Annotated in this window: 23 protein-coding genes; 11 read left to right on the top strand and 12 right to left on the bottom strand. The window is 66.2% G+C overall.

Annotated features, from left to right (window positions below; genetic code table 11):
* Positions 1-15: 15 nt before the first annotated feature.
* The 4 genes from hisN to FBY36_RS01055 are packed head-to-tail and all read right to left on the bottom strand — an operon-like array spanning position 16 to position 3915.
* On the bottom strand, positions 16-828 hold the full coding sequence (gene hisN / locus FBY36_RS01070; RefSeq protein WP_056334967.1) for a histidinol-phosphatase: 813 nt from the start codon (positions 826-828) through the stop codon (positions 16-18).
* Between the two features lie 44 nt (positions 829-872).
* Positions 873-1988, bottom strand: coding sequence for a ribosome small subunit-dependent GTPase A (gene rsgA, locus FBY36_RS01065; RefSeq protein WP_142116943.1), 1116 nt, complete (start codon positions 1986-1988; stop codon positions 873-875).
* Positions 1978-3360, bottom strand: coding sequence for a 3-phosphoshikimate 1-carboxyvinyltransferase (gene aroA / locus FBY36_RS01060; RefSeq protein ID WP_142116942.1), 1383 nt, complete (start codon positions 3358-3360; stop codon positions 1978-1980). The genes rsgA and aroA overlap by 11 nt, the downstream gene beginning before the upstream one ends.
* Before the next feature lie 6 nt (positions 3361-3366).
* Complete coding sequence (locus FBY36_RS01055) at positions 3367-3915, bottom strand: DoxX family protein (protein ID WP_142116941.1); 549 nt, start codon at positions 3913-3915, stop codon at positions 3367-3369.
* Between the two features lie 237 nt (positions 3916-4152).
* Between FBY36_RS01055 and FBY36_RS01050 the strand changes: the two genes are divergently transcribed.
* Positions 4153-4965 carry a sigma-70 family RNA polymerase sigma factor gene (locus FBY36_RS01050; RefSeq protein ID WP_142122424.1) on the top strand — a complete coding sequence of 271 codons (813 nt, stop codon included), beginning with the start codon at positions 4153-4155 and terminating at the stop codon, positions 4963-4965.
* Positions 4962-5222 carry a mycothiol system anti-sigma-R factor gene (gene rsrA, locus FBY36_RS01045; protein ID WP_056334975.1) on the top strand — a complete coding sequence of 87 codons (261 nt, stop codon included), beginning with the start codon at positions 4962-4964 and terminating at the stop codon, positions 5220-5222. The genes FBY36_RS01050 and rsrA overlap by 4 nt, the downstream gene beginning before the upstream one ends.
* 118 nt (positions 5223-5340) lie before the next feature.
* Here rsrA and FBY36_RS21110 read toward each other — a convergent pair whose 3' ends face one another.
* From FBY36_RS21110 to FBY36_RS01025, 5 genes are all read right to left on the bottom strand, one after another.
* Complete coding sequence (locus FBY36_RS21110; protein WP_369299106.1) at positions 5341-5415, bottom strand: 50S ribosomal protein bL37; 75 nt, start codon at positions 5413-5415, stop codon at positions 5341-5343.
* Positions 5416-5536: 121 nt separating this feature from the next.
* Positions 5537-5998, bottom strand: a complete 462-nt coding sequence (locus FBY36_RS01040) for a PadR family transcriptional regulator (protein WP_142116940.1) — start codon at positions 5996-5998, stop codon at positions 5537-5539.
* On the bottom strand, positions 5998-6828 hold the full coding sequence (locus tag FBY36_RS01035; protein WP_142116939.1) for a DUF4097 family beta strand repeat-containing protein: 831 nt from the start codon (positions 6826-6828) through the stop codon (positions 5998-6000). Before FBY36_RS01035 ends, FBY36_RS01040 begins: the two co-directional genes overlap by 1 nt.
* Before the next feature lie 81 nt (positions 6829-6909).
* On the bottom strand, positions 6910-7509 hold the full coding sequence (locus FBY36_RS01030; protein ID WP_056334984.1) for a GDSL-type esterase/lipase family protein: 600 nt from the start codon (positions 7507-7509) through the stop codon (positions 6910-6912).
* Between the two features lie 155 nt (positions 7510-7664).
* Positions 7665-11474, bottom strand: a complete 3810-nt coding sequence (locus FBY36_RS01025; RefSeq protein ID WP_142116938.1) for a multifunctional oxoglutarate decarboxylase/oxoglutarate dehydrogenase thiamine pyrophosphate-binding subunit/dihydrolipoyllysine-residue succinyltransferase subunit — start codon at positions 11472-11474, stop codon at positions 7665-7667.
* Positions 11475-12069: 595 nt separating this feature from the next.
* On the opposite strand from FBY36_RS01025, the gene FBY36_RS01020 reads away from it, so the two are divergent.
* The 5 genes from FBY36_RS01020 to FBY36_RS01000 all read left to right on the top strand — a co-directional run bounded on the left by FBY36_RS01020 (position 12070) and on the right by FBY36_RS01000 (position 17221).
* Positions 12070-13404 (top strand): hemolysin family protein, encoded by a 1335-nt coding sequence (locus tag FBY36_RS01020; RefSeq protein WP_142116937.1) that lies wholly within the window; start codon positions 12070-12072, stop codon positions 13402-13404.
* Positions 13401-14480 (top strand): hemolysin family protein, encoded by a 1080-nt coding sequence (locus FBY36_RS01015; RefSeq protein ID WP_142116936.1) that lies wholly within the window; start codon positions 13401-13403, stop codon positions 14478-14480. Before FBY36_RS01020 ends, FBY36_RS01015 begins: the two co-directional genes overlap by 4 nt.
* A 67-nt stretch (positions 14481-14547) precedes the next feature.
* Positions 14548-15525 (top strand): metal ABC transporter solute-binding protein, Zn/Mn family, encoded by a 978-nt coding sequence (locus tag FBY36_RS01010; protein ID WP_200830411.1) that lies wholly within the window; start codon positions 14548-14550, stop codon positions 15523-15525.
* The gene (locus FBY36_RS01005) at positions 15522-16337 is read left to right on the top strand and encodes a metal ABC transporter ATP-binding protein (RefSeq protein WP_142116934.1); all 816 of its coding nucleotides are present in this window, start codon (positions 15522-15524) and stop codon (positions 16335-16337) included. Before FBY36_RS01010 ends, FBY36_RS01005 begins: the two co-directional genes overlap by 4 nt.
* On the top strand, positions 16337-17221 hold the full coding sequence (locus tag FBY36_RS01000) for a metal ABC transporter permease (RefSeq protein ID WP_142116933.1): 885 nt from the start codon (positions 16337-16339) through the stop codon (positions 17219-17221). Before FBY36_RS01005 ends, FBY36_RS01000 begins: the two co-directional genes overlap by 1 nt.
* On the opposite strand, the gene FBY36_RS00995 is transcribed toward FBY36_RS01000, so the two are convergent.
* Positions 17199-17660 (bottom strand): Fur family transcriptional regulator, encoded by a 462-nt coding sequence (locus FBY36_RS00995; protein WP_142116932.1) that lies wholly within the window; start codon positions 17658-17660, stop codon positions 17199-17201. The genes FBY36_RS01000 and FBY36_RS00995 overlap by 23 nt on opposite strands.
* 116 nt (positions 17661-17776) lie before the next feature.
* Between FBY36_RS00995 and FBY36_RS00990 the strand changes: the two genes are divergently transcribed.
* Positions 17777-18433 (top strand): MBL fold metallo-hydrolase, encoded by a 657-nt coding sequence (locus FBY36_RS00990; RefSeq protein WP_142116931.1) that lies wholly within the window; start codon positions 17777-17779, stop codon positions 18431-18433.
* On the opposite strand, the gene FBY36_RS00985 is transcribed toward FBY36_RS00990, so the two are convergent.
* Positions 18430-19539 (bottom strand): PLP-dependent cysteine synthase family protein, encoded by a 1110-nt coding sequence (locus tag FBY36_RS00985; RefSeq protein ID WP_142116930.1) that lies wholly within the window; start codon positions 19537-19539, stop codon positions 18430-18432. The two genes, FBY36_RS00990 and FBY36_RS00985, sit on opposite strands and share 4 nt — an antisense overlap.
* Before the next feature lie 108 nt (positions 19540-19647).
* Between FBY36_RS00985 and FBY36_RS00980 the strand changes: the two genes are divergently transcribed.
* The 3 genes from FBY36_RS00980 to FBY36_RS00970 are packed head-to-tail and all read left to right on the top strand — an operon-like array spanning position 19648 to position 22153.
* The gene (locus tag FBY36_RS00980; RefSeq protein WP_142116929.1) at positions 19648-20565 is read left to right on the top strand and encodes a sulfurtransferase; all 918 of its coding nucleotides are present in this window, start codon (positions 19648-19650) and stop codon (positions 20563-20565) included.
* Complete coding sequence (locus FBY36_RS00975; RefSeq protein ID WP_142116928.1) at positions 20562-21722, top strand: NAD(P)-dependent alcohol dehydrogenase; 1161 nt, start codon at positions 20562-20564, stop codon at positions 21720-21722. Before FBY36_RS00980 ends, FBY36_RS00975 begins: the two co-directional genes overlap by 4 nt.
* On the top strand, positions 21719-22153 hold the full coding sequence (locus FBY36_RS00970; RefSeq protein ID WP_142116927.1) for an HIT family protein: 435 nt from the start codon (positions 21719-21721) through the stop codon (positions 22151-22153). Before FBY36_RS00975 ends, FBY36_RS00970 begins: the two co-directional genes overlap by 4 nt.
* Positions 22154-22167: 14 nt before the next feature.
* Here FBY36_RS00970 and FBY36_RS00965 read toward each other — a convergent pair whose 3' ends face one another.
* The gene (locus tag FBY36_RS00965) at positions 22168-23151 is read right to left on the bottom strand and encodes a beta-ketoacyl-ACP synthase III (RefSeq protein ID WP_142116926.1); all 984 of its coding nucleotides are present in this window, start codon (positions 23149-23151) and stop codon (positions 22168-22170) included.
* Between the last annotated feature and the right edge of the window lie 11 nt (positions 23152-23162).

Below are 23162 nucleotides of genomic sequence, written 5' to 3'. Positions count from 1 at the left end.
CGGAAAGGGCGTCAGTTACAGCAGATCGTCCAGGTACGGGTTCAGGCGGTGCAGGACCTCCGAGTGCAGGATTGAGTTCGTGGCCAGGGCGTTTCCGCCGAACGGGCCGTCCTCGCCTTCCAGGGACGTGAACCGGCCGCCGGCCTCTACCACGATCGGCACCAGGGCGGCCATGTCATAGAGGTTCAGCTCCGGTTCGCAGGCGATGTCCACCGAGCCTTCGGCCACCATGCAGTACGACCAAAAATCGCCGTAGGCCCGGGTCCGCCAGACATCCTCGGTCAGGCCAAGGAATTCGTCAAGGTTTCCGCGTTCCTTCCAGCCGCCCAGGCTGGAGTACGAGAGAGAGGCGTCGGAAAGCTTTGACACGTCGGAGACGCGGAGCCGGGTGGCGGCGGCAAGGGATCTGCCCATGTACGCGCCCATGCCTTTCGCCGCCCACCAGCGCTTACCAAGGGCCGGGGCACTGACTACACCCACCACCGGCTCGCCCTCATCCACGAGGGCGATCAGCGTGGCCCACACCGGAACGCCGCGGACAAAGTTCTTGGTCCCGTCAATGGGATCGATGATCCAGCGCCGCGAACCGTGGCCGGTGCTCCCGAACTCCTCGCCCAGGACGGCGTCGCGGGGGCGGGAACGGGAGAGCTGGCCGCGGATGGCTTCCTCGGCGGCCTTGTCCGCGTCGGTGACCGGCGTCAGGTCCGGCTTGGTCTCAACGTGGAGGTCCAGGGCCTTGAAGCGGCTCATCGTCTGGTCATCCACGGAGTCGGCCAGGACATGGGCCAGGCGCAGGTCATCGTTGTAGCTCGAAGCGGGTTGGATCATGGTTCCAAACTACCGTCTGCAAACGGTTCTGCCGGGAGAACGCGTCAGTTGACGCTGCCGAGCTCCTTGGTTTCCTGTGCTTCCATCCGTGGATCCGCACCCAGCAGCCGCCGCAGGGACGCCAGCCGGGCAGCCCCGGTGGGGCCTGCGTGTCCGCCCGCCACCCAGTCGTCAAGGCCGCAGTCCACCGCGGCTGCCGTGTGCTTGCAGCCGCGTTCGCAGTTTTCGATGCCGGGGGAGAGGTCCGGGAAGGAACGCAGGATCCGGTCCGGGTCCACGTGCGCCAGGCCGAAGGAGCGGATGCCGGGGGTGTCGATGATCCAGCTGCCGGGCGGCGCATCCGCCAGCCGCAAGGCAAGGGCAGACGACGACGTGTGGCGGCCGCGTCCGGTCACGGCGTTCACTCCGCCGGTGGCCCGCTCCGCGCCGGTCAGCGCGTTCACCATGGTGGACTTTCCGACTCCTGAGTGCCCGAGCATCACGGTGACCTTGCCGTCCAGGTGGTCACGGAGGGCAGCCACCGCCGCGCTGTCCAGCCGCGCCGAGAGGCCGTCATCGGACCGGGCGTCGATGCCCGATGCCTGCGCATCGGCCGTCCGGCTGATGATGACCGGGAAGTCCAGATGGGTGTAGTTGGAAAGGAGTTCCGCAGGGTCTTTGACGTCGGCCTTGGTGACCAGCAGGATGGGCTCGATCCCTGCGTCGTAGGCGGCCACCAGTGCGCGGTCTATGAATCCCGTGCGGGGCTCCGGGTTGGCCGCGGCCACCACGATCACCAGTTGGTCCGCGTTGGCCACCACCGCCCGTTCAATGGGGTCGGTGTCGTCGGCGCTGCGGCGCAGGAGGGTGTGGCGGTCCTGGATCTTCACCAGCCGGGCCAGCGTGTCCGGTGCTCCGGACACGTCCCCCACCAGTGACACGAAATCGCCGGCAACCACTGGCGAGCGGCGCAGTTCCCGGGCGCGCGCGGCAATGACAACGCGCTCGTTCTCCGAGTCCTCGTCCACCACTGCGGTGTACCGGCCCCGGTCCACCGTGATGATGCGTCCGGTCACGGCGTCGTCATGGCTGGGGCGGTCCTTGGTGCGTGGCCGGGAACCCTTCTTGCTGGGACGGATGCGGACGTCCGATTCGTCCCAGGAACCAGTGCTACGCGCCACTGACGCGCCCTTCCGGTCCGGCTGCGGACCCCGCTTCCTGGGCCAGCATGCCGGCCCACAGCTGTGGGAAGTCCGGCATGGTCTTGGCGGTGGTGCCGATGTCCTCCACCTGGACGCCCTCCACCGCGAGTCCCAGGATGGCACCCGCCGTGGCCATTCGATGGTCCGCGTAGCTGTGCACGACGCCGGCATGCAGCGGGGCGGGCCGGATCACCAGGCCGTCGCTGGTTTCCTCGGCGTCGCCGCCGAGCCGGTTGATCTCCGCCACCAGGGCCGCGAGCCGGTCCGTCTCATGCCCCCGCAGGTGGGCGATCCCGCTGAGCCGGGAAGGTCCGGAGGCCAGGGCGCACAGGGCTGCCACCGTCGGAGCCAATTCACTGGTGTCAGCGAAGTCACCGCCCTTGATCTCCGGGCCGCCGGTGACTGTCAGGACGCCGTCAGCCAGGGTCACCGTGGCGCCCATGCTGGCCAGGATTCCGCGCCAAAGGTCTCCCACCTGCTGGGTTTCCGCCGGCCAGTTGGGAATCCGGACTGTCCCCTGCGAGGCAAGGGCCGCCGCAAGGAAGGGCCCGGCGTTGGACAGGTCCTGTTCGATCCGCTGGTCGAAGGCGCGGATGGGACCCGGCGCCACAACCCAGTGGTTGGGGACGGAATCGTCCACTGACACGCCGGCGCCGCGCAGGACGGCCACCGTCATGTTGATGTGGTCCAGGCTGGGCACCGGCTTGCCCACGTGTTCCAAGTGCAGGCCCTCGTCGAACCGCGCCCCCACCAGGAGGAGGGCGGAGACGAACTGCGACGAGGCACTGGCGTCGATCACCAGGTGGCCGCCGCGGACTGCGCCGCTGCCGTCCACCGTGAAGGGGAGCGACGACGGCACGCTGCCGTCTTCGGCGGATACGGCCACGCCCAGGGCCTTGAGGGCCTCGATGATGGTTCCCATGGGCCGCTTCCGGGCGTGGGGGTCGCCGTCGAATACGCTGGCTCCCTTGCGGAGCGCCGCCAGCGGCGGGACGAACCGCATGACAGTGCCGGCGAGTCCGCAGTCGATCCTGGCCAGGGAGGCGGGCGCTGCCGCCGGCAGCGGCACCACCTCCAGGTCAGGCCCAAAATCGCCGTCCCCGGGCACTTCGGTGATGACGGCACCGAGTTGCCGGAGTGCGTCGACCATGAGCGCCGAGTCCCTCGAGTGCAGGGGCGCGCGCAGCCGGGACGGGCCGTCAGCGAGGGCCGCCAGGACCAGGTACCTGTTGGTCAGGGATTTGGATCCGGGCACCGTTACGGTGGCGTCAACGGGCCGGTATGCGAAAGGCGCGGCCCAATGGGGGACAGGTGTTCCGGAGCCGTCCCGGGTGGCAGCTGCTGCGGTCATTCGTGCTTATGCTCCCGTGGCGTGTTCGACGGCGCGGCGCACGGCCTTGTCCGCCTTGTTCAGCTTCTTGCTGGTGGTTTTGCGGGCATCGGCTGCCAGGTGCGAGGCATTCCTGCGGGCATCGGCCGCCAGGTGCCCGGCGCGCCAGGCCAGGCCGGGCTTGCCAGCGGTGTCCACGGAAGCGAGCAGGGCGCCGCCGCTCAGCGAGAGGTTCTTGAGCAGCTGGTTCCGGCGGCCTTCGCGACCTTCCTTGCTGCTGATGTCCGCACTGCGCCACTCAACAAAGGTGTTCAGGAGCGAAATCACCGTCAACAGGCCGGCCGAGAGCCGGGAGAACTTGCCAAGGCCGAACAGGACACCGGCACCCACCTGCGTGCCGCCGATAACCCGGGCAAGGGTCTTTTCATTCGCCTGGAACGGGAGCGCTGCTGCGGCCTTGCGCAGCAGCGGTGAGAGCTGCTGTGCCGTGTCGTCGGCGTTCCTGAGCTTATCCAGTCCGGCAAGAACGAAACTGGAGGCAAGCATGGGCCGTGCGAGGGTGCGGATAAAGGGCATGGATTTCCTCCTGGATGGACGAGCCGCGGCGAGCGGCGGAGTCGGTCCTAGTCTTGCACTTTTGGGGAATATTTGCCCGTGGGAGCCGGTTATGGCAAACGGGTCCGTGACATGGGGCCTGACGATCATTTACCCGATACAGAGCGGAGTTGGCCCTTGGGGAAGGTGTTGGACGGAACCAGGCAGGCGGGCCCGGTGGCAGTGGACAAGCTGGCCGCGGAGCCGCCGGAGTACGGCATGCCCCGGGCAGGGAGCCTGACAGTAGACTTGAAGGCAATGAACACCCTGGATCCGGCCGTTGCGGCCATGTATGAGGCTACCCCCGGCGAAGTGAACGGGAAGGCCGGCTCCGCGCCTGTGCCTGCGGGAAAAGCAGGCGCTGATTCGGTGACAGCTGCTGCGGGCACCGAGGACAGTACCCTGGACGTCTCCAAAGAGAGCGACGAACAGCGCCGCCTTCGTTTTGAGCGGGACGCCATGCAGTACGTCGACCAGCTGTATTCCGCTGCCATGCGCATGGCGCGGAACCCGTCCGACGCCGAAGACCTGGTGCAGGAGGCCTACACCAAGGCGTTTTCGGCCTTCCACCAGTACAAGCCGGGTACAAACCTGAAAGCCTGGTTGTACCGGATTCTGACCAACACGTACATCAACCTCTACCGGAAGAGGCAGCGCGAGCCGTTGCAGTCCAACTCGGACAGCATTGAGGACTGGCAGCTGGCACGGGCGGAGTCACACACCTCGAGCGGACTGCGTTCGGCCGAGGCGGAAGCGCTGGACCATCTTCCCGATTCGGACGTAAAGCGGGCGCTGCAGGATATTCCGGAGGAGTTCCGGCTGGCGGTCTACTTCGCCGACGTGGAGGGCTTCGCCTACAAGGAAATCTCAGACATCATGAATACGCCCATCGGCACTGTGATGTCCCGGCTCCACCGCGGCCGGCGAATGTTGCGGGACATGCTCGCGGAATACGCCGCCGAGCGGGGATTCAAAACGGCCGCGGACGCCACCGATGCGGCAGGAAGCAAAGCACAGGAGAACAGGAAATGAGCGACTGCCAGGGATTGGGCGATTGCGATGACACCCGGATGCAACGCATCTACGAATACCTTGACGGGGCACTGACCCGCGAGGACATCACGGAAATCAAGAACCACCTTGATGACTGCCCTGAGTGCACGGAGCAGTATGACCTGGAGTGCGTCATCCGCAACATGGTCAAGCGTTCCTGCACCGAATCCGCGCCGGACAACCTGAAGAACGCCATCCTGGACAGGATCCACGCCATCCGTCCAGTGGAGGCATAGGTATAAGCCGCCCCTTGCAGGGACCGCGTGAGCGGATCAGGGCCGCAGACAGCAAAGGACCCCGGAAGCCGATTGGCTTGCGGGGTCCTTTGCCTGAACCGTAGTTCCTGGCATTTGCCTAGGTGTTGGGGCGCTTCCCGTGGTTCGCGCCGCCACGCTTACGGTCACGACGCTTGCGTGCACGCTTGCTCATAGCTGGCCTCCTTACTGTTGGTACTCAAAAAGAGCTGCCCTCAAGTCTCCCACATGATGTGGCGGCCCGCGAACCGGGAAGGGGCGGATGACCTGCGGCAGCGCGGCAGGAAGCGCCATGCCTAGGACTGGAGGGTGCTCCGGATGGCAGCCCGGGCCTCGTCCAGGGCTGCCCTGACGGTTTCCAGTGTGCCGGGGCTGATGGGACGGCGTATGCCCGGCTGCCGGAGGTCTGCGCACAACTCGTCGCGGAACTTCTGCACCATCAGTTCCACATCCAGCCTTTCCAGGGAGACCGCAATGTCATGCTCGACCCCGGCCACATCCTCCCGGCGCCGGTCCAGTTCGGCAAGGCCGGCTGCGGTGATGTAGTAGTTGGTGCGCCGCCCGAGCCGCTCGGTGGCCACCAGGCCGTCTTCCTCGAGCTTGCCCAAGCGGGGGTAGATGGTGCCGGCGCTGGGGGAGTAGGTCCCGCCGAACCTGTCCTTGAGCGCCTTGATGAGCTCATAGCCGTGCCTGGGCCCGCTTTCCAGCAGGGCCAGGAGGTAGAGGCGCAACGCACCGTGTGCGAAGACGGGCGGCATCAGCCGTGCGCTTCCCCGCCGCCAACGGGTTCGGGAGAATGGACGATGGAAGTCCTGCCCGACACCGAATTGGTCCGGACGAGCATCAGTTGCCCGTCCGGTCCGGCAATGGTCTCCACTTTGCCGTTGGCCAGGAGGCACTGCTGGCCGTCAAGGATCACTGCTCCGCCGGCGGATTTGGCCACAATGTCGGCGCCGACGTCATGCGGCAGCCTGATGGTGAGGTCCCCGGACACCGAGTTGGAGCCGAAGTCACGGGTAAAGCCAAGCAATTCGAAGCTGAGGTGGCCGCTCACGGTGTTGGTGCGGACATTGGTGAAGTGGCCGGAGGCGGTAACCGCTCCGGAGACGCTCTTGGCGGTGAGCACGCCGCGGTGGTTCCTGACGTCCACGCTGCCGCTGATGGTGCTGACCTGCAGCTCGCCGGATGTGCTGTCCGCCACCACTGAACCTGAGACTGTGTTCAGCCTGATATGGGCGGAGATACCCGAAACGAGTCCCTCACCGCTGACGGTGCCTGCCTCGATGTCCACCCCGTGGGGAACGGTGATGGTGATGACAGCGGAATTGTCGCTGTTGTGGTTGACCGTCTCCATGAAGTTCTTGAACCAGCCCTGGGCGCCGTGCAGCTGATGCCGCACTTCCAGCCTGCCGCTGTACAGCGATACTGCCACCGGATCGCCGTGCACCTCGGCAAGCTCCAGCCGGAACCCGGGTCCGGTGTGCGTCACCACCTGGAACCTTCCCCGGACCATGCCCAGCTTCAGGGACGTCACGCCGTCGATGTCCATCGTTTGCGGCTCTGTAACAGTCCAGGTCTGCCCGGTCATGGTCCCCTCCAAAGACGATATATCGCGTTGGCCTCCAACGTAATGCCGCCGGAAGGCGTGGTCAAGGTATCTCGAAAGGGGTTACTGGGGCGCGTCCAGGCGGAGCCACTGGAACCAGCCGCGGTGCAGCACCAGCCATGCCATCAGGCCATACCCTGCCTGGCCGGGCGTACCGCCGTTGGCCGCAAGGTCCTGGCGCCACTGTTCATGGTTCAGCAAGGGCGAGAACGTGTCGACGTAGAGGTGCTTGCGGCGGGTGGTGACGTCAGCGAAGGCGGTGTTCAGTTCGTCAAGCCGCCGGTTCTGCGCCGGGTCAAGTGTGGGCGGCGGCCCCACAACGAAAACCTCTATCCGGTTCTGCGAAGCCGAGTCCAGGATGTTGGCCAGATTCAGCCTGCTCCGTGCCGTGGAGAGGCCAAACTCGATGTCCCGTCCGGACAGGCCGATGACCAGCCTGTTCTCCGCCTGGGCGCTGAAGCGCCGGCCGGCTTCATCCAGCCACCGCGCGGCCAGCCCCTCCGTACCTTCCTGCGGACAGGGGAGGGAGTAGCTTTCCAGGAGCATGCCGTCCTGGGGAGTGCGGGCCAGGACGCGGCCCAGCCAGCCAAGCGCCCTGGGATCGCCCAGTCCGGCCAGCAGTTCGTCTCCTACAGCTGCGATCCGCAGCTTCCTGTCTTCCACGCGTTCCTCTTTACTTCGGTACGGGTTTGCTTCGGTACGGCCGCTGCATCGTCGCCGCCGCGGCTGCGGAGGTACGGGGCGGCGCTGTTCATCCATTAAACAGAACTGCCCGGCCGGAGTCTGGTATTTCGACTCCGGCCGGGCAGCCTTACTGCTTACTTCCGTGCAAATGCCTGCTTCAGGAGGACATCCTGTTCCGCGGCGTGCCGTTTCATGGAGCCAGCTGCGGTGGAGGCGGAGGCCGGCCGGGATACCAGGCGCACGCGGCGGTCGAGGACCTCCGGCAGGTTCAGGCCAATGAACGGCCAGGGGCCCTGGTTGGCAGGCTCGTCCTGGGCCCAGACCACTTCGGCGTTGGGGTACTTGGCGAGCTCAGCCGCGATCTCCTCGTGCGGCAGCGGGTAGAGCTGCTCCACGCGGATGATGGCGGTGGTCTTGTCGCCGGTCTTCTGCCGGGTGGACAGGAGATCGTAGTACAGGCGGCCGGAGACCAGGAGGACGCGTTCGACGGCGGTCGCCGGCAGCTGCTCATGCTCACCGATGACGGGGCGGAAGGTGCCGTTGGTGAAGTCCTCCACGGACGATGCGGCAGCCTTCAGGCGCAGCAGCTGCTTGGGCGTGAAGATGATCAGCGGCTTCCGCGGGCGGTTGTACGCCTGGCGGCGCAGCAGGTGGAAGTGCGAAGCCGCCGTGGTGGGGTTGGCCACGATCATGTTGTCTTCTGCACACAGCTGCAGGAAGCGCTCGATCCTCGCAGAGGAGTGGTCAGGTCCCTGGCCTTCGTAGCCGTGCGGGAGCATCAGGACCAAGGAGGAACGCTGGCCCCATTTCTGCTCGGCAGAGGAGATGAATTCGTCGATGATGGTCTGTGCACCGTTGACGAAGTCGCCGAACTGGGCTTCCCAGAGGACCAGGGCGTCCGGGCGCTCCACTGAGTAGCCGTACTCGAAGCCCATGGCAGCGTATTCGGACAGCAGCGAATCATAGATCCACAGCTTGGCCTGGTCGTCGGAAAGGTTGCCCAGCGGCAGCCATTCCTTGCCGTTGGCGCGGTCGTGGAAGACAGCGTGGCGCTGCACGAACGTGCCGCGGCGCGAGTCCTGGCCGGCGAGGCGTACGGGCACGCCTTCCATGATCAGGGACCCGAAGGCTGCGATCTCGCCGAAGCCCCAGTCGATGCCGCCCTGGCGGGACATCTGCTCGCGCTTCTCCAGCAGCTGCTTCAGCTTCGGGTGAACCGTGAAGCCCTCGGGGATCTCGACGTGTGCCTTGCCGATCCGGGCCAGGGTCTCGGCGCTAATGGCCGTGGAGACCGGAGCGCTGACGCTGGAATCGGACTGCTGTGCCATGGGCCGCTCGATATCGGACACGGCGGCGGAATCCGCGGTGACGATCGGGATCGGGGAGGTCTGGGCGGCGTGGGTCTCGGCAAAGACACGCTCCAGCCGTTCCTGGTAGTCGCGGAGCAGCTGCTCGGCTTCTTCCTCGGTGATGTCTCCGCGGCCGATCAGCGACTCGGTGTACAGCTTGCGGACGGAGCGCTTGGCCTCGATCAGGTTGTACATCAGCGGCTGGGTCATCGAGGGGTCGTCGCCCTCGTTGTGGCCACGGCGCCGGTAGCACACCATGTCGATGACGACGTCCTTGTGGAAGCGCTGGCGGAATTCGTAGGCAAGCTGGCCGATGCGGACAACGGCCTCGGGGTCGTCGCCGTTCACGTGGAAGACCGGTGCCTGGATCATCTTGGCAACGTCGGTGGAGTACGTGGACGAGCGCGACGATGACGGGGCGGTGGTGAAGCCGACCTGGTTGTTGACCACGATGTGGATGGTTCCGCCGGTGCGGTAGCCGCGCAGCTGGGAAAGGTTGAGCGTTTCCGCCACCACGCCCTGGCCGGCGAAGGCAGCATCGCCGTGGACCATGATGGGCAGGACGGGAAACGATTCGCCCTGGTCCAGGCGGTCCTGCTTGGCCCTGACAATGCCTTCGAGGACGGAGTCCACGGCTTCCAGGTGGGACGGGTTGGCGGCGAGGTAGACCTTGGTCTCCTTGCCGTTGTCCGACGTGAAGGTGCCCTCGGTGCCCAGGTGGTACTTGACGTCACCGGAACCCTGAATGGAGCGCGGATCCTGCGTTCCTTCGAATTCCCGGAAGACCTGCGCGTAGGTCTTGCCGGCAATGTTGGTCAGGACGTTGAGGCGGCCACGGTGGGCCATGCCGATGGCGACTTCGTCCAGGCCGTCGTCGGCTGCATCGGACATGATGGCGTCCAGCAGCGGGATCAGGGACTCGCCGCCTTCCAGCGAGAAGCGCTTCTGCCCAACGAACTTGGTCTGCAGGAAGGTCTCGAAGGCCTCGGCCGCGTTCAGCTTGGAGACAATGCGCAGCTGCTCTTCGCGGCTGGGCTTGGAGTAGGCGTGTTCCAGCTGGTCCTGGAACCATTTGCGCTCGGCGGGCTCCTGGATGTGCATGTATTCGATGCCGGTGGTGCGGCAGTAGGCATCGCGCAGGACTCCGAGGATGTCGCGGAACTTCAGCATCGGCTTGCCGCCGAAGCCGCCCGTGGGCCATTCGCGGTCCAGGTCCCAGAGGGTCAGGCCGTAGGTGAGGACGTCGAGGTCCGGGTGCTTGCGCTGGACGTACTCCAGCGGATCGGTATCCGCCATGAGGTGTCCGCGCACGCGGAAGGAGTGGATCAGCTGCTGGATCCGGGCCACCTTGTTGATCTCGTCGGCCGGATCCACCTGAAGGTCCGGGCTCCAGCGCACGGGCTCGTAGGGGATGCGCAGGGCTTCGAAGATCTCGTCGTAGAAGTTCTGCGCACCGAGCAGCAGCTGGTGCACCAGCTTGAGGAACTCGCCGCTGCCGGCGCCCTGGATGACGCGGTGGTCGTACGTCGAAGTAAGCGTGAGGACCTTGCTGATGGCGTTCTGCGCGATGATCTTTTCGCTGGCGCCCTGGAACTCGGCGGGGTAGTCAAGGGCGCCGACGCCGATGATGGCGGCCTGGCCCTTGGAGAGGCGCGGCACCGAGTGCACGGTGCCGATGCCGCCGGGGTTGGTCAGGGAAACGGTGGTGCCCTGGTGGTCCTCGGCGGTGAGCTTGCCGTTCCGGGCTCGCTTGATGAGGTCCTCGTAGGTGTGCCAGAACTCGGCGAAGTTGAGGGTCTCGGCCTTCTTGATGTTCGGGACCATGAGCAGGCGGGTGCCGTCGGGCTTGGGCATGTCGATGGCGATGCCGAAGTTGACATGTGCCGGCTGGACTGCGACGGGCTTGCCGTCCACCTCGTCGTAGTAGACGTTCATCGACGGGAACTGGGACAGCGCGCGGATCACGGCGTAGCCAATGAGGTGCGTGAAGGAAACCTTGCCGCCGCGGGCGCGGGCGAGGTTGGAGTTGATGACGACGCGGTTGTCGATCAGCAGCTTGGCGGGAATTGCGCGGACGCTGGTGGCGGTGGGCACCTGAAGGCTGGTGACCATGTTGGTGGCGATGGCCTTGGCCGGTCCGCGGAGGACGGAGACGACGTCCTCCTCCGGCGCGGTGGGAGCCTTGACGTTCTTGGGCAGCTGCGCCGGAATGGGCTGCGAGCCGGTTCCTGCTTCAGTCTTCTTGCCGCCGTCGCGTGCCTCCGTGGCGGGGGCCTTCTTCACAGGTGCAGGGGCCGCTGCCGGAGCGGCGGGCGCCGGGGCGGCCGGGGGAGCGGCAGGCGCTGCAGCCGGCGACGGTGCCGAAGCAGAGGGTGCCGGCTTCACCACGGGAAGTTCCCGGGTAGGAGGGTTGGCAGCGTGAGCGGAATTTCCGTTGTTGGAAGAACCGTTACCCGAGTCGAAGGATTCAAACAGCGGCCACCACTTGGCGTCCACAGCATTCTTGTCCTTTTGGTACTGCTCGTACAGTTCGTCAACGAGCCACTCGTTCCCGCCAAATTCCTCTGGTAGACGGTGGCTTGGCTGCTCTGGCACTTGAAATACGCCTCTTCCATGAGTTTGATTTCTCTTTGGCCCCCCGGTGCTTCAGCACTGCGATCGAACCAGTCTCTGCGTCCTCTGAACCCAGACCCTTTGCAAGTCTAGTGAGCATCCTGTGTTAACTGCCAATAAGGGTGACCCAAATCATGAAGTGACGTTCGCGGGGCTAAATGCAGGGCTAAAAAAGCGTCCGAATGTGGGCCCGGGGACGGCAGCCCCCGCTGCGCGCCGTGCCTTGCCCGCAGCCCCGGGGAGGGCTTCGGGGGCCGGAAAACGTGCCGGCCCAGGACACCCTGCCGCGCATCAGGGGAGGGGGCCGCTCCTGTAGACTGAAAGTCTTATGGACAGTAAATCTAGGTGCCGGCCTGGGCGCTGTCAGCGGAGCTCCAAGAGAAGCACCGCGCAGTCCGCCCCCAGAGCCGGCAAACCCCGACAACGCGCCCATCACCAGCCAACGGCCCAGCTTGCCGCGGCCTGCACGGAACGGTCATCACGATCCGCCGACCATCCTCCGCCGGGCCGAAACAGCTTTTCCCCTCTCCGTTTGACTGACCTTGGGCCCCTTTCGGCACTCCAGGCGGGATGCTGAATGGAGTGGCTCCTCCTGGCAGCAGGCTTGCTGCTGATCGCCGGCACCGGATTCTTCGTTGCCGTCGAGTTCTCCCTCATCGCCCTCGACCAGGCCACCGTCCAGCGCGCCATTGACGACGGCGACAGCGGTGCCGCGCCGTTGCTCGCCTGCCTTAAGTCGCTGTCGACGCAGCTTTCAAGCTGCCAGCTGGGCATCACCTTGACCACTCTGCTCACCGGCTATGTCATGGAACCCTCGGTGGGCCACCTGCTCGAGGCGCCGCTTTCCGCCGTCGGACTTCCGGCCGTGGCCGTGCAGTCCATCTCGCTGGTCCTGGCGATGGTCGTGGCCACACTGCTGTCCATGCTCCTGGGCGAACTGGTGCCCAAGAACATGGCGATTGCACTGGCGTTTCCCGTGGGCCGGGCACTGGCCGGACCACAACTGGTTTTTACGGCCATCTTCAAGCCCGCCATCCTGGTCCTCAACGGCTTTTCCAACAAGGTCCTGCACATCTTCGGGCTGGAAGCCAAGGAGGAAATCTCCGGAGCGCGGACACCTGCAGAGCTTGCCTCGCTGGTTCGCAGGTCCGCGGCGATGGGGACGCTCGACGCCGGAACCGCCAACTTCATCGCCCGCACCCTTAATTTTTCGACCCGGACGGCCGCTGACGTCATGACGCCGCGCATCCGGCTTGAGACGATCGACGCGGACCAGCCGGTCTCCGATGTGGTGGATGCCGCACGGCGGACCGGATACTCCCGGTTCCCCGTCATAGGTGATTCCGCCGATGACATCCGTGGCCTGGTGCATGTCAAGAAGGCTGTCGCTGTGCCGTGGGAACGGCGCCGCAACCTTGAAGCCGGCGCCATCATGACCGAGGTGCTGCGGGTGCCCGAGACCATCCACCTTGATGCACTGCTGGCCGAGCTGCGGGAGGGAAACCTCCAGCTGGCGGTCGTGCTCGATGAATATGGCGGCACGGCAGGCATCGCCACCCTCGAGGACCTCGTGGAGGAAATCGTGGGCGAGGTGGCGGATGAACACGACAGGGTCCGCCCCGGACTCCTGCAAAGCGCCTCCGGCGACTGGTACTTCCCCGGACTCCTCCGCCCGGATGAGTTGTCAGAACAGATTCCGGGACTGAGCGTTCCGGACGAAGCGGCCTACGAGACCGTGGGCGGCTACGTCATGAGCAAGCTCGGCAGGATCGCCATGGTGGGGGACGCCGTCGACGTGGGCGGCGGAACCCTCAGCGTCACCAGGATGGACGGCCGCAGGATCGACCGCATCTGCTTCCACCCCGCGGAACAACCCGCCGTGCAGGACGCCAATGACAGGAGCAAGCCATGAGCGACTGGGCCGGAATACTTTGGCTGGGCTTCCTCCTGCTGGGCAACGCCTTTTTCGTGGGCGCTGAATTCGCCATCATGTCCGCGCGCCGCAGCCAGATCGAGCCTTTGGCCGATGCCGGCTCCAAGCGCGCCCAGACCACCCTGCGCGCCATGGAGAATGTGTCGTTGATGCTGGCCTGCGCGCAGCTGGGCATCACCGTGTGTTCGCTGCTGATCCTGCTGGTGGCCGAGCCGGCGATCCACCACCTGCTTGCCGCCCCCATGGAGGCGGTGGGCCTGCCGGCGGAAGCCGCGGACGTTGCGGCCTTCGCGGTGGCCCTGATGCTGGTGACCTTCCTGCACGTCACCTTCGGCGAGATGGTGCCCAAGAACATTTCGGTGTCCGTGGCGGACAAGGCGGCACTGGTCCTGGCCCCGCCCCTGCTGTTCGTCTCGCGGCTGGTCCACCCGGTGATTTCAGTTCTCAACTGGTCGGCCAACCACATCCTCAAACTGATGCGGATCGAACCCAAGGACGAGGTGACGTCCTCCTTCACCCTGGAGGAGGTGCAGTCGATCGTCCAGGAGTCCACACGCCATGGGCTGGTGGACGACGACGCCGGGCTCATCACCGGTGCGCTCGAGTTCTCGGAGCACACGGCGGAGGACATCATGGTGCCGCTCGAAAACCTGGTCATGCTGGGGGCTTCCACCACTCCGGTGGAGTTTGAAAAGACCGTCAGCCGTACGGGGTTCTCCCGGTTTCCCATGCTGGATGACGAGGACATGCTTTACGGCTACCTCCACGTCAAGGATGTGCTGTCCATTCCGGAGTCTGCCTACGAGCTGCCGATTGCCGAGAGCCGCATCCGGTCGCTGGCCAACCTGGCACTGGGTGACGAGATCGAAAAGGCGATGTCCGTCATGCAGCGAACGGGATCCCACCTGGCCCGCGTCATAGGCCCGGACGGCAGGACGCGCGGTGTGCTCTTCCTGGAGGACGTCATTGAACAGCTCGTTGGCGAAATCCGCGATGCGACGCAGGCCACCGGGATCCGTCGCCTGGGCCAGCCCAACGGCAGCGGACCTAAATAGGAATCATTCGCATTTAGGTATAGGCTTGCACTGTCATCCTCCCCATCTGTGTGAACTGAGGTTTTCCGTGCGCCGTACAGCCGCTGCCAGCTCTTTCCTTGCCGCCTTGACGGGACTTGGGCTGTTGCTGACTGCATGCAGTACGCAACAGCCCGGGAGTCCTGCGTCCGCACAGGGGATCAATGTCGTAGCTTCCACGAATGTGTACGGCGACATCGCCAGGACCATTGGCGGGGATAAGGTCAACGTCACCGCGATCATCAACAGCGCCGGCCAGGACCCGCACTCCTACGAGGCAACCGCCCAGGACCGCCTGACCGTCTCCAAAGCCCAGCTGGTCATCGAAAACGGCGGCGGCTACGACGATTTCCTCCATACCCTGGTGGAGAGCAGCAAGCTGGACAGCGGCTCCGTGCTGACCGCCGTCGAAATCTCCGGCCTTGCCCACCCGGAAGAGGAGACCCAGGCGGCGACCCCGCCGGCGGCGGAAGGTTCGGACGGGCACGATCACGGCGACGTCAACGAGCACGTCTGGTACAGCCTGCCGGCCATGGAGCGCGTGGCCGACAGTGTTGCGGAGAAGCTCGGCGCGCTGGATCCCGGTTCCGCTGCCACATTCACTGCCAACGCCGACGCCTTCAAGTCTTCCCTCGCAGGGCTGCACGGCAAGCTGGACGCCGCGAAAGCCGCGGCGTCCGGAGGCCAGGTTGCGGTCACCGAACCCGTCCCGCTGTACCTGCTCGAAGATGCCGGCCTGAAGAACGCCACGCCGGAGCAGTACACTGCCGCGATCGAGGAGGGCACTGACGTGCCGCCCGCCGCCATGAAGGAGGCCACCGACGTGGTGGCGTCCAGGACCGTGCGGCTGCTGGCCTACAACGCCCAGACCGAAGGCCCGCAGACGGAAACGCTGAAGAAAGCGGCCGAAGCCGCAGGCGTTCCGGTGGTGGACTTCACCGAAACCCTGCCGGAGGGCAAGACCTACCTGCAGTGGATGACGGACAATGTGAACAACGTCAGCAAAATTCTGGAGTCAAACAGGTGAAATCCGTCGTCAGCCTCGAAGGGGCGTGCCTCAAGTTCGGTCAGCGCACGCTCTGGGAGGACCTGGACCTGGAGATCAAGCCCGGTGAATTCTTCGCCGTGCTGGGCCCCAACGGCAGCGGCAAGACCAGTTTCCTGAAAGTCCTCCTGGGCCTGCAGAAGCTGCACTCCGGAAAGGCGTCCCTGGGCGGACGGTCCGTGGAACGCGGCAGCAACCTGATCGGCTACATTCCCCAGCAAAAGTCCTTTCCGCAGGACACACCCATGCGTGCCCGCGACCTGGTGGCGCTGGGAGTCGATGGGCACCGCTGGGGCGTCCGGCTGTCGGCGGGCAAGACAAACCGCAGGGTGGACCAGCTCCTGGAGCTGGTGGGCGCCTCCGACTATGCCAAGGTTCCGGTTGGCCAGCTCTCCGGCGGGGAACAGCAGCGGCTGCGGGTGGCGCAGGCGCTGGCAACGGACCCCCAGGTCCTGCTCTGCGACGAACCGCTGTTGTCCCTTGACCTGCACCACCAGCAGGCAGTCAGCGCCCTGATCAACAAACAAAGCCGTGAACACGACAGCGCCGTTGTCTTCGTTACCCACGAAATCAACCCCATCATCGACTACGTCGACCGGGTCCTGTACCTGGCAGGGGGACGGTTCCGGGTGGGGACGCCGGAAGAGGTCATGACCACTGAAGTGCTCTCCGACCTGTACGGCACCCAGGTAGAGGTGATCCACGCCAACGGGCGGATCGTCGTCGTTGGCCTGCCCGATGCCACCACCCACCACCACGCCGAGGCCGACGCCCTGGCAGGGGAGCCCGCGTAGTGGACGCCGACAGCATCCTTGGGGCCATCTTCAACTTCGACAACTACGGCGAACTGCTGATGCTGGTCCAGAACTCCATCTGGGCCGGTGCCATCCTGGGGCTCCTTGGCGGCCTGGTTGGCACGTTCGTCATGAAGCGGGACCTTGCCTTCGCGGTCCACGGCATCTCCGAACTTTCCTTCGCGGGCGCCGCCTTCGCCCTGCTGGTCGGCGCGGACGTGGTCTTCGGCTCGCTCATCGGATCGGTGGCCGCAGCACTGCTCCTGGGCCTCATGGGAGTCCGGGCCAGGGACAAGAACTCCACCATCGGCGTGATCATGCCCTTCGGCCTGGGCCTTGGAATCCTGTTCCTGTCCCTGTACCAGGGCCGTGCCGCGAACAAGTTCGGGCTCCTCACGGGGCAGATCGTCTCCGTGGACACCGTCCAGCTCCAGGCCCTCGCCGGGACCGCCGTCGTGGTCATGCTCGTGCTGCTGGCCATCTGGCGGCCGCTGAACTTCGCCAGCGTGGATCCCGAGCTCGCAGAGGCCCGGGGAGTCCCGGTACGCACGCTGGCCATCGTCTTCATGGTGGTCCTGGGCGTCAGTGTGGCCTTGTCCATCCAGGTGGTTGGTGCCCTGCTGGTGCTTGCCCTGCTGATTACGCCTGCAGCCGCGGCGCTGCGGGTCACGTCCTCGCCGGTGGCGGCGGTGGTCCTCAGCGTCGTCTTCGCTGTGACTGCAACCGTTGGCGGAATCCTGCTGGCATTGGGCGGACGGATTCCCATCAGCCCCTACGTCACCACGCTGTCATTCCTGATCTACGTCGTGTGCCGCGCCATCAGCTCAGTGCGCGACGCACGCGGCATCAACGGGCGGGTCCTTACAGCTCCCCGGCGGCCTTAAGGGCGGTGCAGTCGGGGCACAGGCCAAAAATTTCCACCGTGTGGTCCACCTCGGTGAATCCATGGTCCGCCGCCGTGCGCATTGCCCACGTTTCGACGGCGGGTGCCTCCACTTCCACGGCCTTTCCGCAGTTCCTGCACAGCAGGTGGTGGTGGTGGGCGGTGACCGCGCAGCGCCGGTACACCGCTTCGCCGTCGCCATTGCGCAGCACATCCACCAACCCTTCGTCGGCAAGCGATTGCAGGATCCGGTAGGCAGTGGCCAGTGACACGGACACGCCCTGGTTCTGCAGGATCCGGTAAAGCTCCTGCGTGCTGACGAAGTCGTCCAGGTGGTCCAGCGCCGCGCTGACGGCCTTGCGCTGCTTGGTTACGCGTTGTTCCCTGCCGCCTCCTGCCGGGGATGGGGCGGCGGAATCAGCCTTGACGCCGATCGGCATGGACGAACTCGCTTCCGTGGGGGGCAAACATCAAGATTACCAGCCGGAGCTTCAAGGGCAGGGCTTAGGGACAGGGTTCGTGGACAGGCTTCCGCGGCGGATCCTAGGCTGGCGCTATGAAGCTGACTAAATACACTCACGCCTGCATCCGGCTCGAGAAGGACGGCAGGGTCCTGGTCCTGGATCCCGGCACCTTCTCCGAATCAGCCGAGGCGCTGTCCGGGGCGCAGGCGGTCCTGGTGACCCACGAACACCCGGATCACATCGACACCAAGGCCGTGGTGGCCGCCCTCGACGGAGACAAGAGCCTGGTCCTGTTTGCCCCCGACGGCGTCGCCAAACAACTGCGTGGGGAAGCTCCTGCTGCGGCAGACCGCGTCCATACGGTGGAACCGGGCCAGTCCTTCCAGGCAGCCGGCTTCGATATCCGCAGCTTCGGTGGCCAGCACGCCCTGATCCACCCCCAGATCCCCGTGGTGGCGAACATCGGTTTCCTGGTGGACGGCAACGTGTACCACCCGGGGGACTCGTTCATCATCCCTGAAGGAATCCCGGTCCGGACGCTCCTGGTTCCGCTGCACGCGCCGTGGAGCAAGTCCGCCGAGGTGGTGGACTTCGTCATTGGGGTGCGGGCGCCGCGCGCGTTCCAGATCCATGACGGGCTGCTCAATGAAAACGGCCTGGGCATCGTTGAAGGCCACGTCAAGCGGATCGGCGCCAAGTACGGCACCGAGTACAGGCACCTGGCCGCCCGCGAGTCCGTGGAGGTCTAGGCAGGAGCGCCGGTCCACTCGCCGGTGTCCAGGAAGCGCGAAACCACTGTCTCGTACGGCGCGGGATCCAGCCCCTGGGAAGCCAGCCAGTCCTGGTTCCAGTAGGTCCCCGCATACCGTTCGCCGCCGTCGCACATCAAGGAGACGACGCTGCCCCGGCGGCCCTCTGACAGCATCTGCGCCACCGTCTGCCAAACCCCCCACAGGTTGGTGCCCGTGGACGGGCCGGCGTGCAGCCCGGCGAAAGAATCGAGGTGCCGCATCGCGGCGATTGACGCGGCGTCCGGAACCTGGACCATGCGGTCGATGACCGATGGGATGAAACTTGGCTCCATCCGGGCCCTGCCAATGCCTTCAATGCGGGAGGGGCCGGTGGGCCGTCCGGCTGTTTCCCCGAGCCAGCCCGGATAGAACGCCGAGTTCTCCGGATCAACCACCAGCAGCCGTGTGGCATGGCTGTGGTAGCGCAGGTACCGGCCGATCGTGGCACTGGTTCCACCCGTGCCGGCGCCCACCACGATCCATTCCGGCACCGGGTGCTGCTCCAGGCTGAGCTGGCCGAAGATGGATTCGGCGATGTTGTTGTTCCCGCGCCAGTCCGTGGCCCGCTCCGCGAACGTGAACTGGTCCATGTAGTGCCCGTTGCAGGTGGCAGTCACTTCCTCGGCCGCCGCATACACATCCGAGGCATACTCCACCAGCAGGCAGGAGCCGCCGAACTTTTCGATCAGCGCGATCTTTTCCGGGCTGGTGGTGCGCGCCATAACGGCAACAAAGGGGAGCCCCAGCAGCTGGGCGAAATATGCCTCCGAGACCGCTGTGCTGCCGCTCGAGGCCTCCACGATGGTGGTGTCCGCCCGGATCAGGCCGTTGACCAGGCCGAACAGGAACAGGGACCTGGCCAGCCGGTGCTTAAGGCTGCCGGAACGGTGCGTGGATTCGTCCTTGAGATACAGCTGGATGCCCCACTGTTCCGGCAGCGGCACGGAGTACAGGTGTGTGTCCGCCGAGCGGTTGTTTTCGGCCCTGATGGTCCGGATGGCCCGGTCGGCCCAGGCCCGGTCCGAGCCGTCATGGTTCCTGCCGGTGCTGCCCTCGATCGTCACTGGTCCAGCCTACCCGCGGGACCGGGAGCGGCCCGTCTAGAGTGGGACCGTTGGCCGTCCCGGCACGACGTTCCGCATCCGCCGCCCCATGCAACAGAAGGAGCACCGATGAAGCCCTTGATGGACGTTCCCGCCCTGGAAGCCAGGCTTGCCGCCAGGCAGCGGACGGTGCTGCTGGACGTGCGCTGGGTGCTGGGCGATCCCCACGGCCGCGACCATTATCTCGCCGGCCATCTGCCGGGTGCGGTGTTCGTGGACCTGGCCTACGAGCTTTCGGATCCGGCGGTCCCTGACCGGGGACGGCACCCCCTGCCCTCCGCCGGGCAGTTCCAGGAGTCGGCCCGGCGCTGGGGCATCAGGAAGGGCGACGTGGTGGTGGCCTACGATGACAGCGCGAACATGGCCGCCGCCAGGGTGTGGTGGATGCTCCGCGATGCCGGCCTGGACGAGGTTTACCTGCTCGACGGCGGCTTGGGCGCCTGGCGTGCCGCAGGGCTGCCCGTCGAACCTGGGCCCGTCCATCCCGGACCGGGTGACGTGGAGCTGGGCAGTGGGCAGATGCCGGTGGTCGACGCCGGGGCTGCCGCCGCCTGGCCGCGCCATGGCCTGCTGCTTGATGCCAGGGCAGGGGAAAGGTACCGGGGCGAGGTTGAACCCGTTGACCCCCGGGCCGGCCATATTCCGGGAGCTTTGAGTGCCCCCACCACTGGGAACGTGGACGACGGCGGGCGGTTCCTTTCCCGGGCAGAGCTGCGGCGGCGGTTCGAGTCCCTTGGCGTCGCGGCCGGCCGGGCTGTGGCCGTCTACTGCGGCTCCGGCGTGACGGCGGCCCATGAGGTGGCTGCGCTGGAACTCGCGGGGATCCCGGCCGCGCTGTACCCCGGCTCCTTTTCGGAGTGGTCCAACCGGCCGGGGCTGCCGGTGGCCACTGGACCGGAACCGGGTGCGGCGGCGGGGGAGAACCGGGAAGACACCGGGCGGCCGGCTGGAAACTCCGCGGGCGGCGGGGGTACGGTCGCACTATGACACCAGGACGCCCCGTACCGCCGCCCCTCGCCAAACCCATAAGCCCTGCCAACCGCACGGGCATGTCCACGGAAGACGCCGGCGTGCGTGCCGCAGCCTATGGTGCAGTGTCCCGGGACAGTGGCCTGGTGCCGCTGACGGTGGCCCGGCGCGCTCCCAAGCCGGACGACGTGGAAATCGCGGTCGAATTCTGCGGGCTCTGCCACTCCGATGTGCACGCAACCCGCGGAGAATGGGGCGGGCAGGCGTACCCGCTGGTTCCCGGCCACGAAATCGTGGGAACCGTCAGCAGGGTGGGTTCTGACGTCACCGACTTCGCCGTGGGCGACCGGGTGGGTGTGGGCTGCATGGTGGACTCCTGCCGCGAATGCGACAGCTGCCTTGACGGCCTGGAGCAGTATTGCGAAAACGGCATGACCGGCACCTACGGTGCAAAGGACCGGCGCAACGGCGATGCCATCACCCAGGGTGGATATTCCTCGTCCATCGTGGTGGACCGCCGCTACGTCCTTCGCGTACCGGCGTCACTGGACCCGGCCGCCGTCGCGCCACTGCTGTGCGCCGGCGTCACCACTTTCTCGCCGCTGCGGCATTTCGACGTCGGGGAAGGGGACGTGGTGGGCGTCGTCGGTCTTGGCGGGCTTGGCCACATGGCCGTCAAGCTTGCAAAGGCGATGGGGGCGAAGGTGGTGGTGTTCACCACGTCGGAGTCCAAGGTGGCGGCTGCGCTGGAGCTAGGTGCGGATCAGGTTGTCCTGTCCCGGGATGACGCTGCAATGGCCGCCGCGGACCGCACGGTGGACCTCATCATTGATACCGTTGCCGCCCGGCACGACCTGAACCCCTTCTTCCGCACGCTGCGGGTGGACGGGGCATTGTTCCAGCTCGGGCTGCCCTCCGAAGCCATGCCCCCGGTCAACCCGGGTGCCCTGATCCGCCGCAGGATCGCCTACGCGGGATCCCTGATTGGCGGTATCGCCGAAACCCAGGAGATGCTGGATTTCTGTGCTGACCACGGCGTGGTGGCCGACATCGAGGTGGTGTCCGCCGGCAGGCTGAATGAAGCTTACGACCGGATGGTCGCAGGAGACGTAAAGTACCGGTTCGTGCTGGACGCCGGCACGCTGCACACCGCCGCCGAGGAGGCAGACGCATGAGCACGCTGTTCACGAAGATCATCAAGGGCGAGATTCCGGGCCGGTTTGTGTGGCGCGAGGGCGACGTTTCGGCGTTCCTCACCACCGGCCCGCTCGCCGACGGCCATACGCTGGTGGTCCCTACCGAGGAAGTGGACCGCTGGACGGACGCGTCGCCGGAAACCCTTGCCAAGGTCATGGAAGTGGCACGGCGCATCGGCGCGGTCCAGGTGGACATTTTCGGGGCCCGGCGGGCGGGCCTGATCGTGGCGGGCTATGAGATTAACCACCTGCACGTCCATGTGTGGCCGTCGCAAAGCATGGCCGATTACGACTTCGGCTCCGCGGACCAGAACCCGGACCCCGCCGTCCTGGACGCCAACGCAGAGAAGCTGCGCGAAGGCCTCCGCGCCGCCGGGTACGGGGAGTTCGTACCCGGCGGCCAGGGATAAGCCGGGCAGGGACATCAGTCCCGGCGTGGGGTCATCGCCACCATGCCGGCGTAGGTGAAGCCGCCGCCGAAGCCGAAAAGCAGTGCGGGGACATCCGCCGGGATCCGCCCGGAGTGCCACCATTTGCTCAGTCCGAGCGGCACGCTGGCGGCGGAGGTGTTCCCCGACTCGGTGACATCGGTGATGACGATCCGGTCCGAGAGTCCCAATGCCTCCGCGAGGGGTTCGATGATGCGGAGGTTGGCTTGGTGGGCGGCCAGCACCTGGATGTCGTCCAAGGTCAGTCCGGCCTTCGCCACCGTTTCGCGGGCACGTTCCGGCGCCTTGGTCAGGGCCCAGCGCAATACCTCGCGCCCGTTCTGCGAAAACCTTCCGGAGGGCGGAGAGATCCGGACAGCGTCGGCCATGCCGCCCTCCGAACCCCACACCACCGGGCCGATCCGGGGCGCCTCCGAAGGGCGTACGACGGCGGCGCCGGCGCCGTCGGCGGTGAGCACGGCGGTTGCGCGGTCCGTCCAGTCGGTCACCGCCGAAAGTGTTTCGGCGCCGACAACGATAGCGTGGGAGGCACTTCCGCTGCGGATGGCCTGGTCGGCCACGCCAAGGGCGTACTCAAAACCCGAACAGGCCGTGTTGACGTCCATGATTCCCGGGCCGCGGCCGTCCCGTCCCAGCCCCAGCGCGTCCGCCACCCGGCCTGCGGTGTTGGGGGAGCGTTCGGCTGCCGTGGTGGTGGCCACCACCACGAGGTCGATGTCCCCGGGCGCGACGCCCGAATCGGCCAGGGCCATCCGGGCCGCGGGAATGGCCAGGTCCACCACGGTTTCACCCTCGCCGGCGATGCGCCGTGTGACGATGCCGGTGCGCTGGCGGATCCATTCGTCGCTCGTCTCCATCATGCCTTCGAGCTCATGGTTGTCCATGATGCGCGAGGGCTGGGCGTGGCCGAGGCCGGCAATCTCGGTCCCTGCCGGGCCCTGGGCAAGCGTGAGCTTCATTGGATTCCTCT

The organism is Arthrobacter sp. SLBN-122 (assembly GCF_006715165.1).
GTDB lineage: Bacteria > Actinomycetota > Actinomycetes > Actinomycetales > Micrococcaceae > Arthrobacter.
The sequence above is the reverse complement of the archived record's forward strand: the minus strand, read 5'-3'. Positions and strand labels throughout refer to the sequence as shown.

Excerpts from the sequence above, each read along its gene's own strand:
- FBY36_RS00965 (WP_142116926.1), bottom strand. The coding sequence starts at position 23,151 with ATGAAGCTCACGCTTGCCCAGGGCCCGGCAGGGACCGAGATTGCCGGC.
- FBY36_RS01040 (WP_142116940.1), bottom strand. The coding sequence starts at position 5,998 with ATGCCGCCCGTCTTCGCACACGGTGCGTTGCGCCTCTACCTCCTGGCC.
- FBY36_RS01035 (WP_142116939.1), bottom strand. The coding sequence starts at position 6,828 with ATGACCGGGCAGACCTGGACTGTTACAGAGCCGCAAACGATGGACATC.
- FBY36_RS00990 (WP_142116931.1), top strand. The coding sequence starts at position 17,777 with ATGAAGCTGACTAAATACACTCACGCCTGCATCCGGCTCGAGAAGGAC.
- FBY36_RS00970 (WP_142116927.1), top strand. The coding sequence starts at position 21,719 with ATGAGCACGCTGTTCACGAAGATCATCAAGGGCGAGATTCCGGGCCGG.
- FBY36_RS00980 (WP_142116929.1), top strand. The coding sequence starts at position 19,648 with ATGAAGCCCTTGATGGACGTTCCCGCCCTGGAAGCCAGGCTTGCCGCC.
- FBY36_RS00975 (WP_142116928.1), top strand. The coding sequence starts at position 20,562 with ATGACACCAGGACGCCCCGTACCGCCGCCCCTCGCCAAACCCATAAGC.
- FBY36_RS01055 (WP_142116941.1), bottom strand. The coding sequence starts at position 3,915 with ATGCCCTTTATCCGCACCCTCGCACGGCCCATGCTTGCCTCCAGTTTC.
- FBY36_RS01020 (WP_142116937.1), top strand. The coding sequence starts at position 12,070 with ATGGAGTGGCTCCTCCTGGCAGCAGGCTTGCTGCTGATCGCCGGCACC.
- hisN (WP_056334967.1), bottom strand. The coding sequence starts at position 828 with ATGATCCAACCCGCTTCGAGCTACAACGATGACCTGCGCCTGGCCCAT.
- aroA (WP_142116942.1), bottom strand. The coding sequence starts at position 3,360 with ATGACCGCAGCAGCTGCCACCCGGGACGGCTCCGGAACACCTGTCCCC.
- FBY36_RS01050 (WP_142122424.1), top strand. The coding sequence starts at position 4,153 with ATGCCCCGGGCAGGGAGCCTGACAGTAGACTTGAAGGCAATGAACACC.
- FBY36_RS01015 (WP_142116936.1), top strand. The coding sequence starts at position 13,401 with ATGAGCGACTGGGCCGGAATACTTTGGCTGGGCTTCCTCCTGCTGGGC.
- FBY36_RS00995 (WP_142116932.1), bottom strand. The coding sequence starts at position 17,660 with ATGCCGATCGGCGTCAAGGCTGATTCCGCCGCCCCATCCCCGGCAGGA.
- rsrA (WP_056334975.1), top strand. The coding sequence starts at position 4,962 with ATGAGCGACTGCCAGGGATTGGGCGATTGCGATGACACCCGGATGCAA.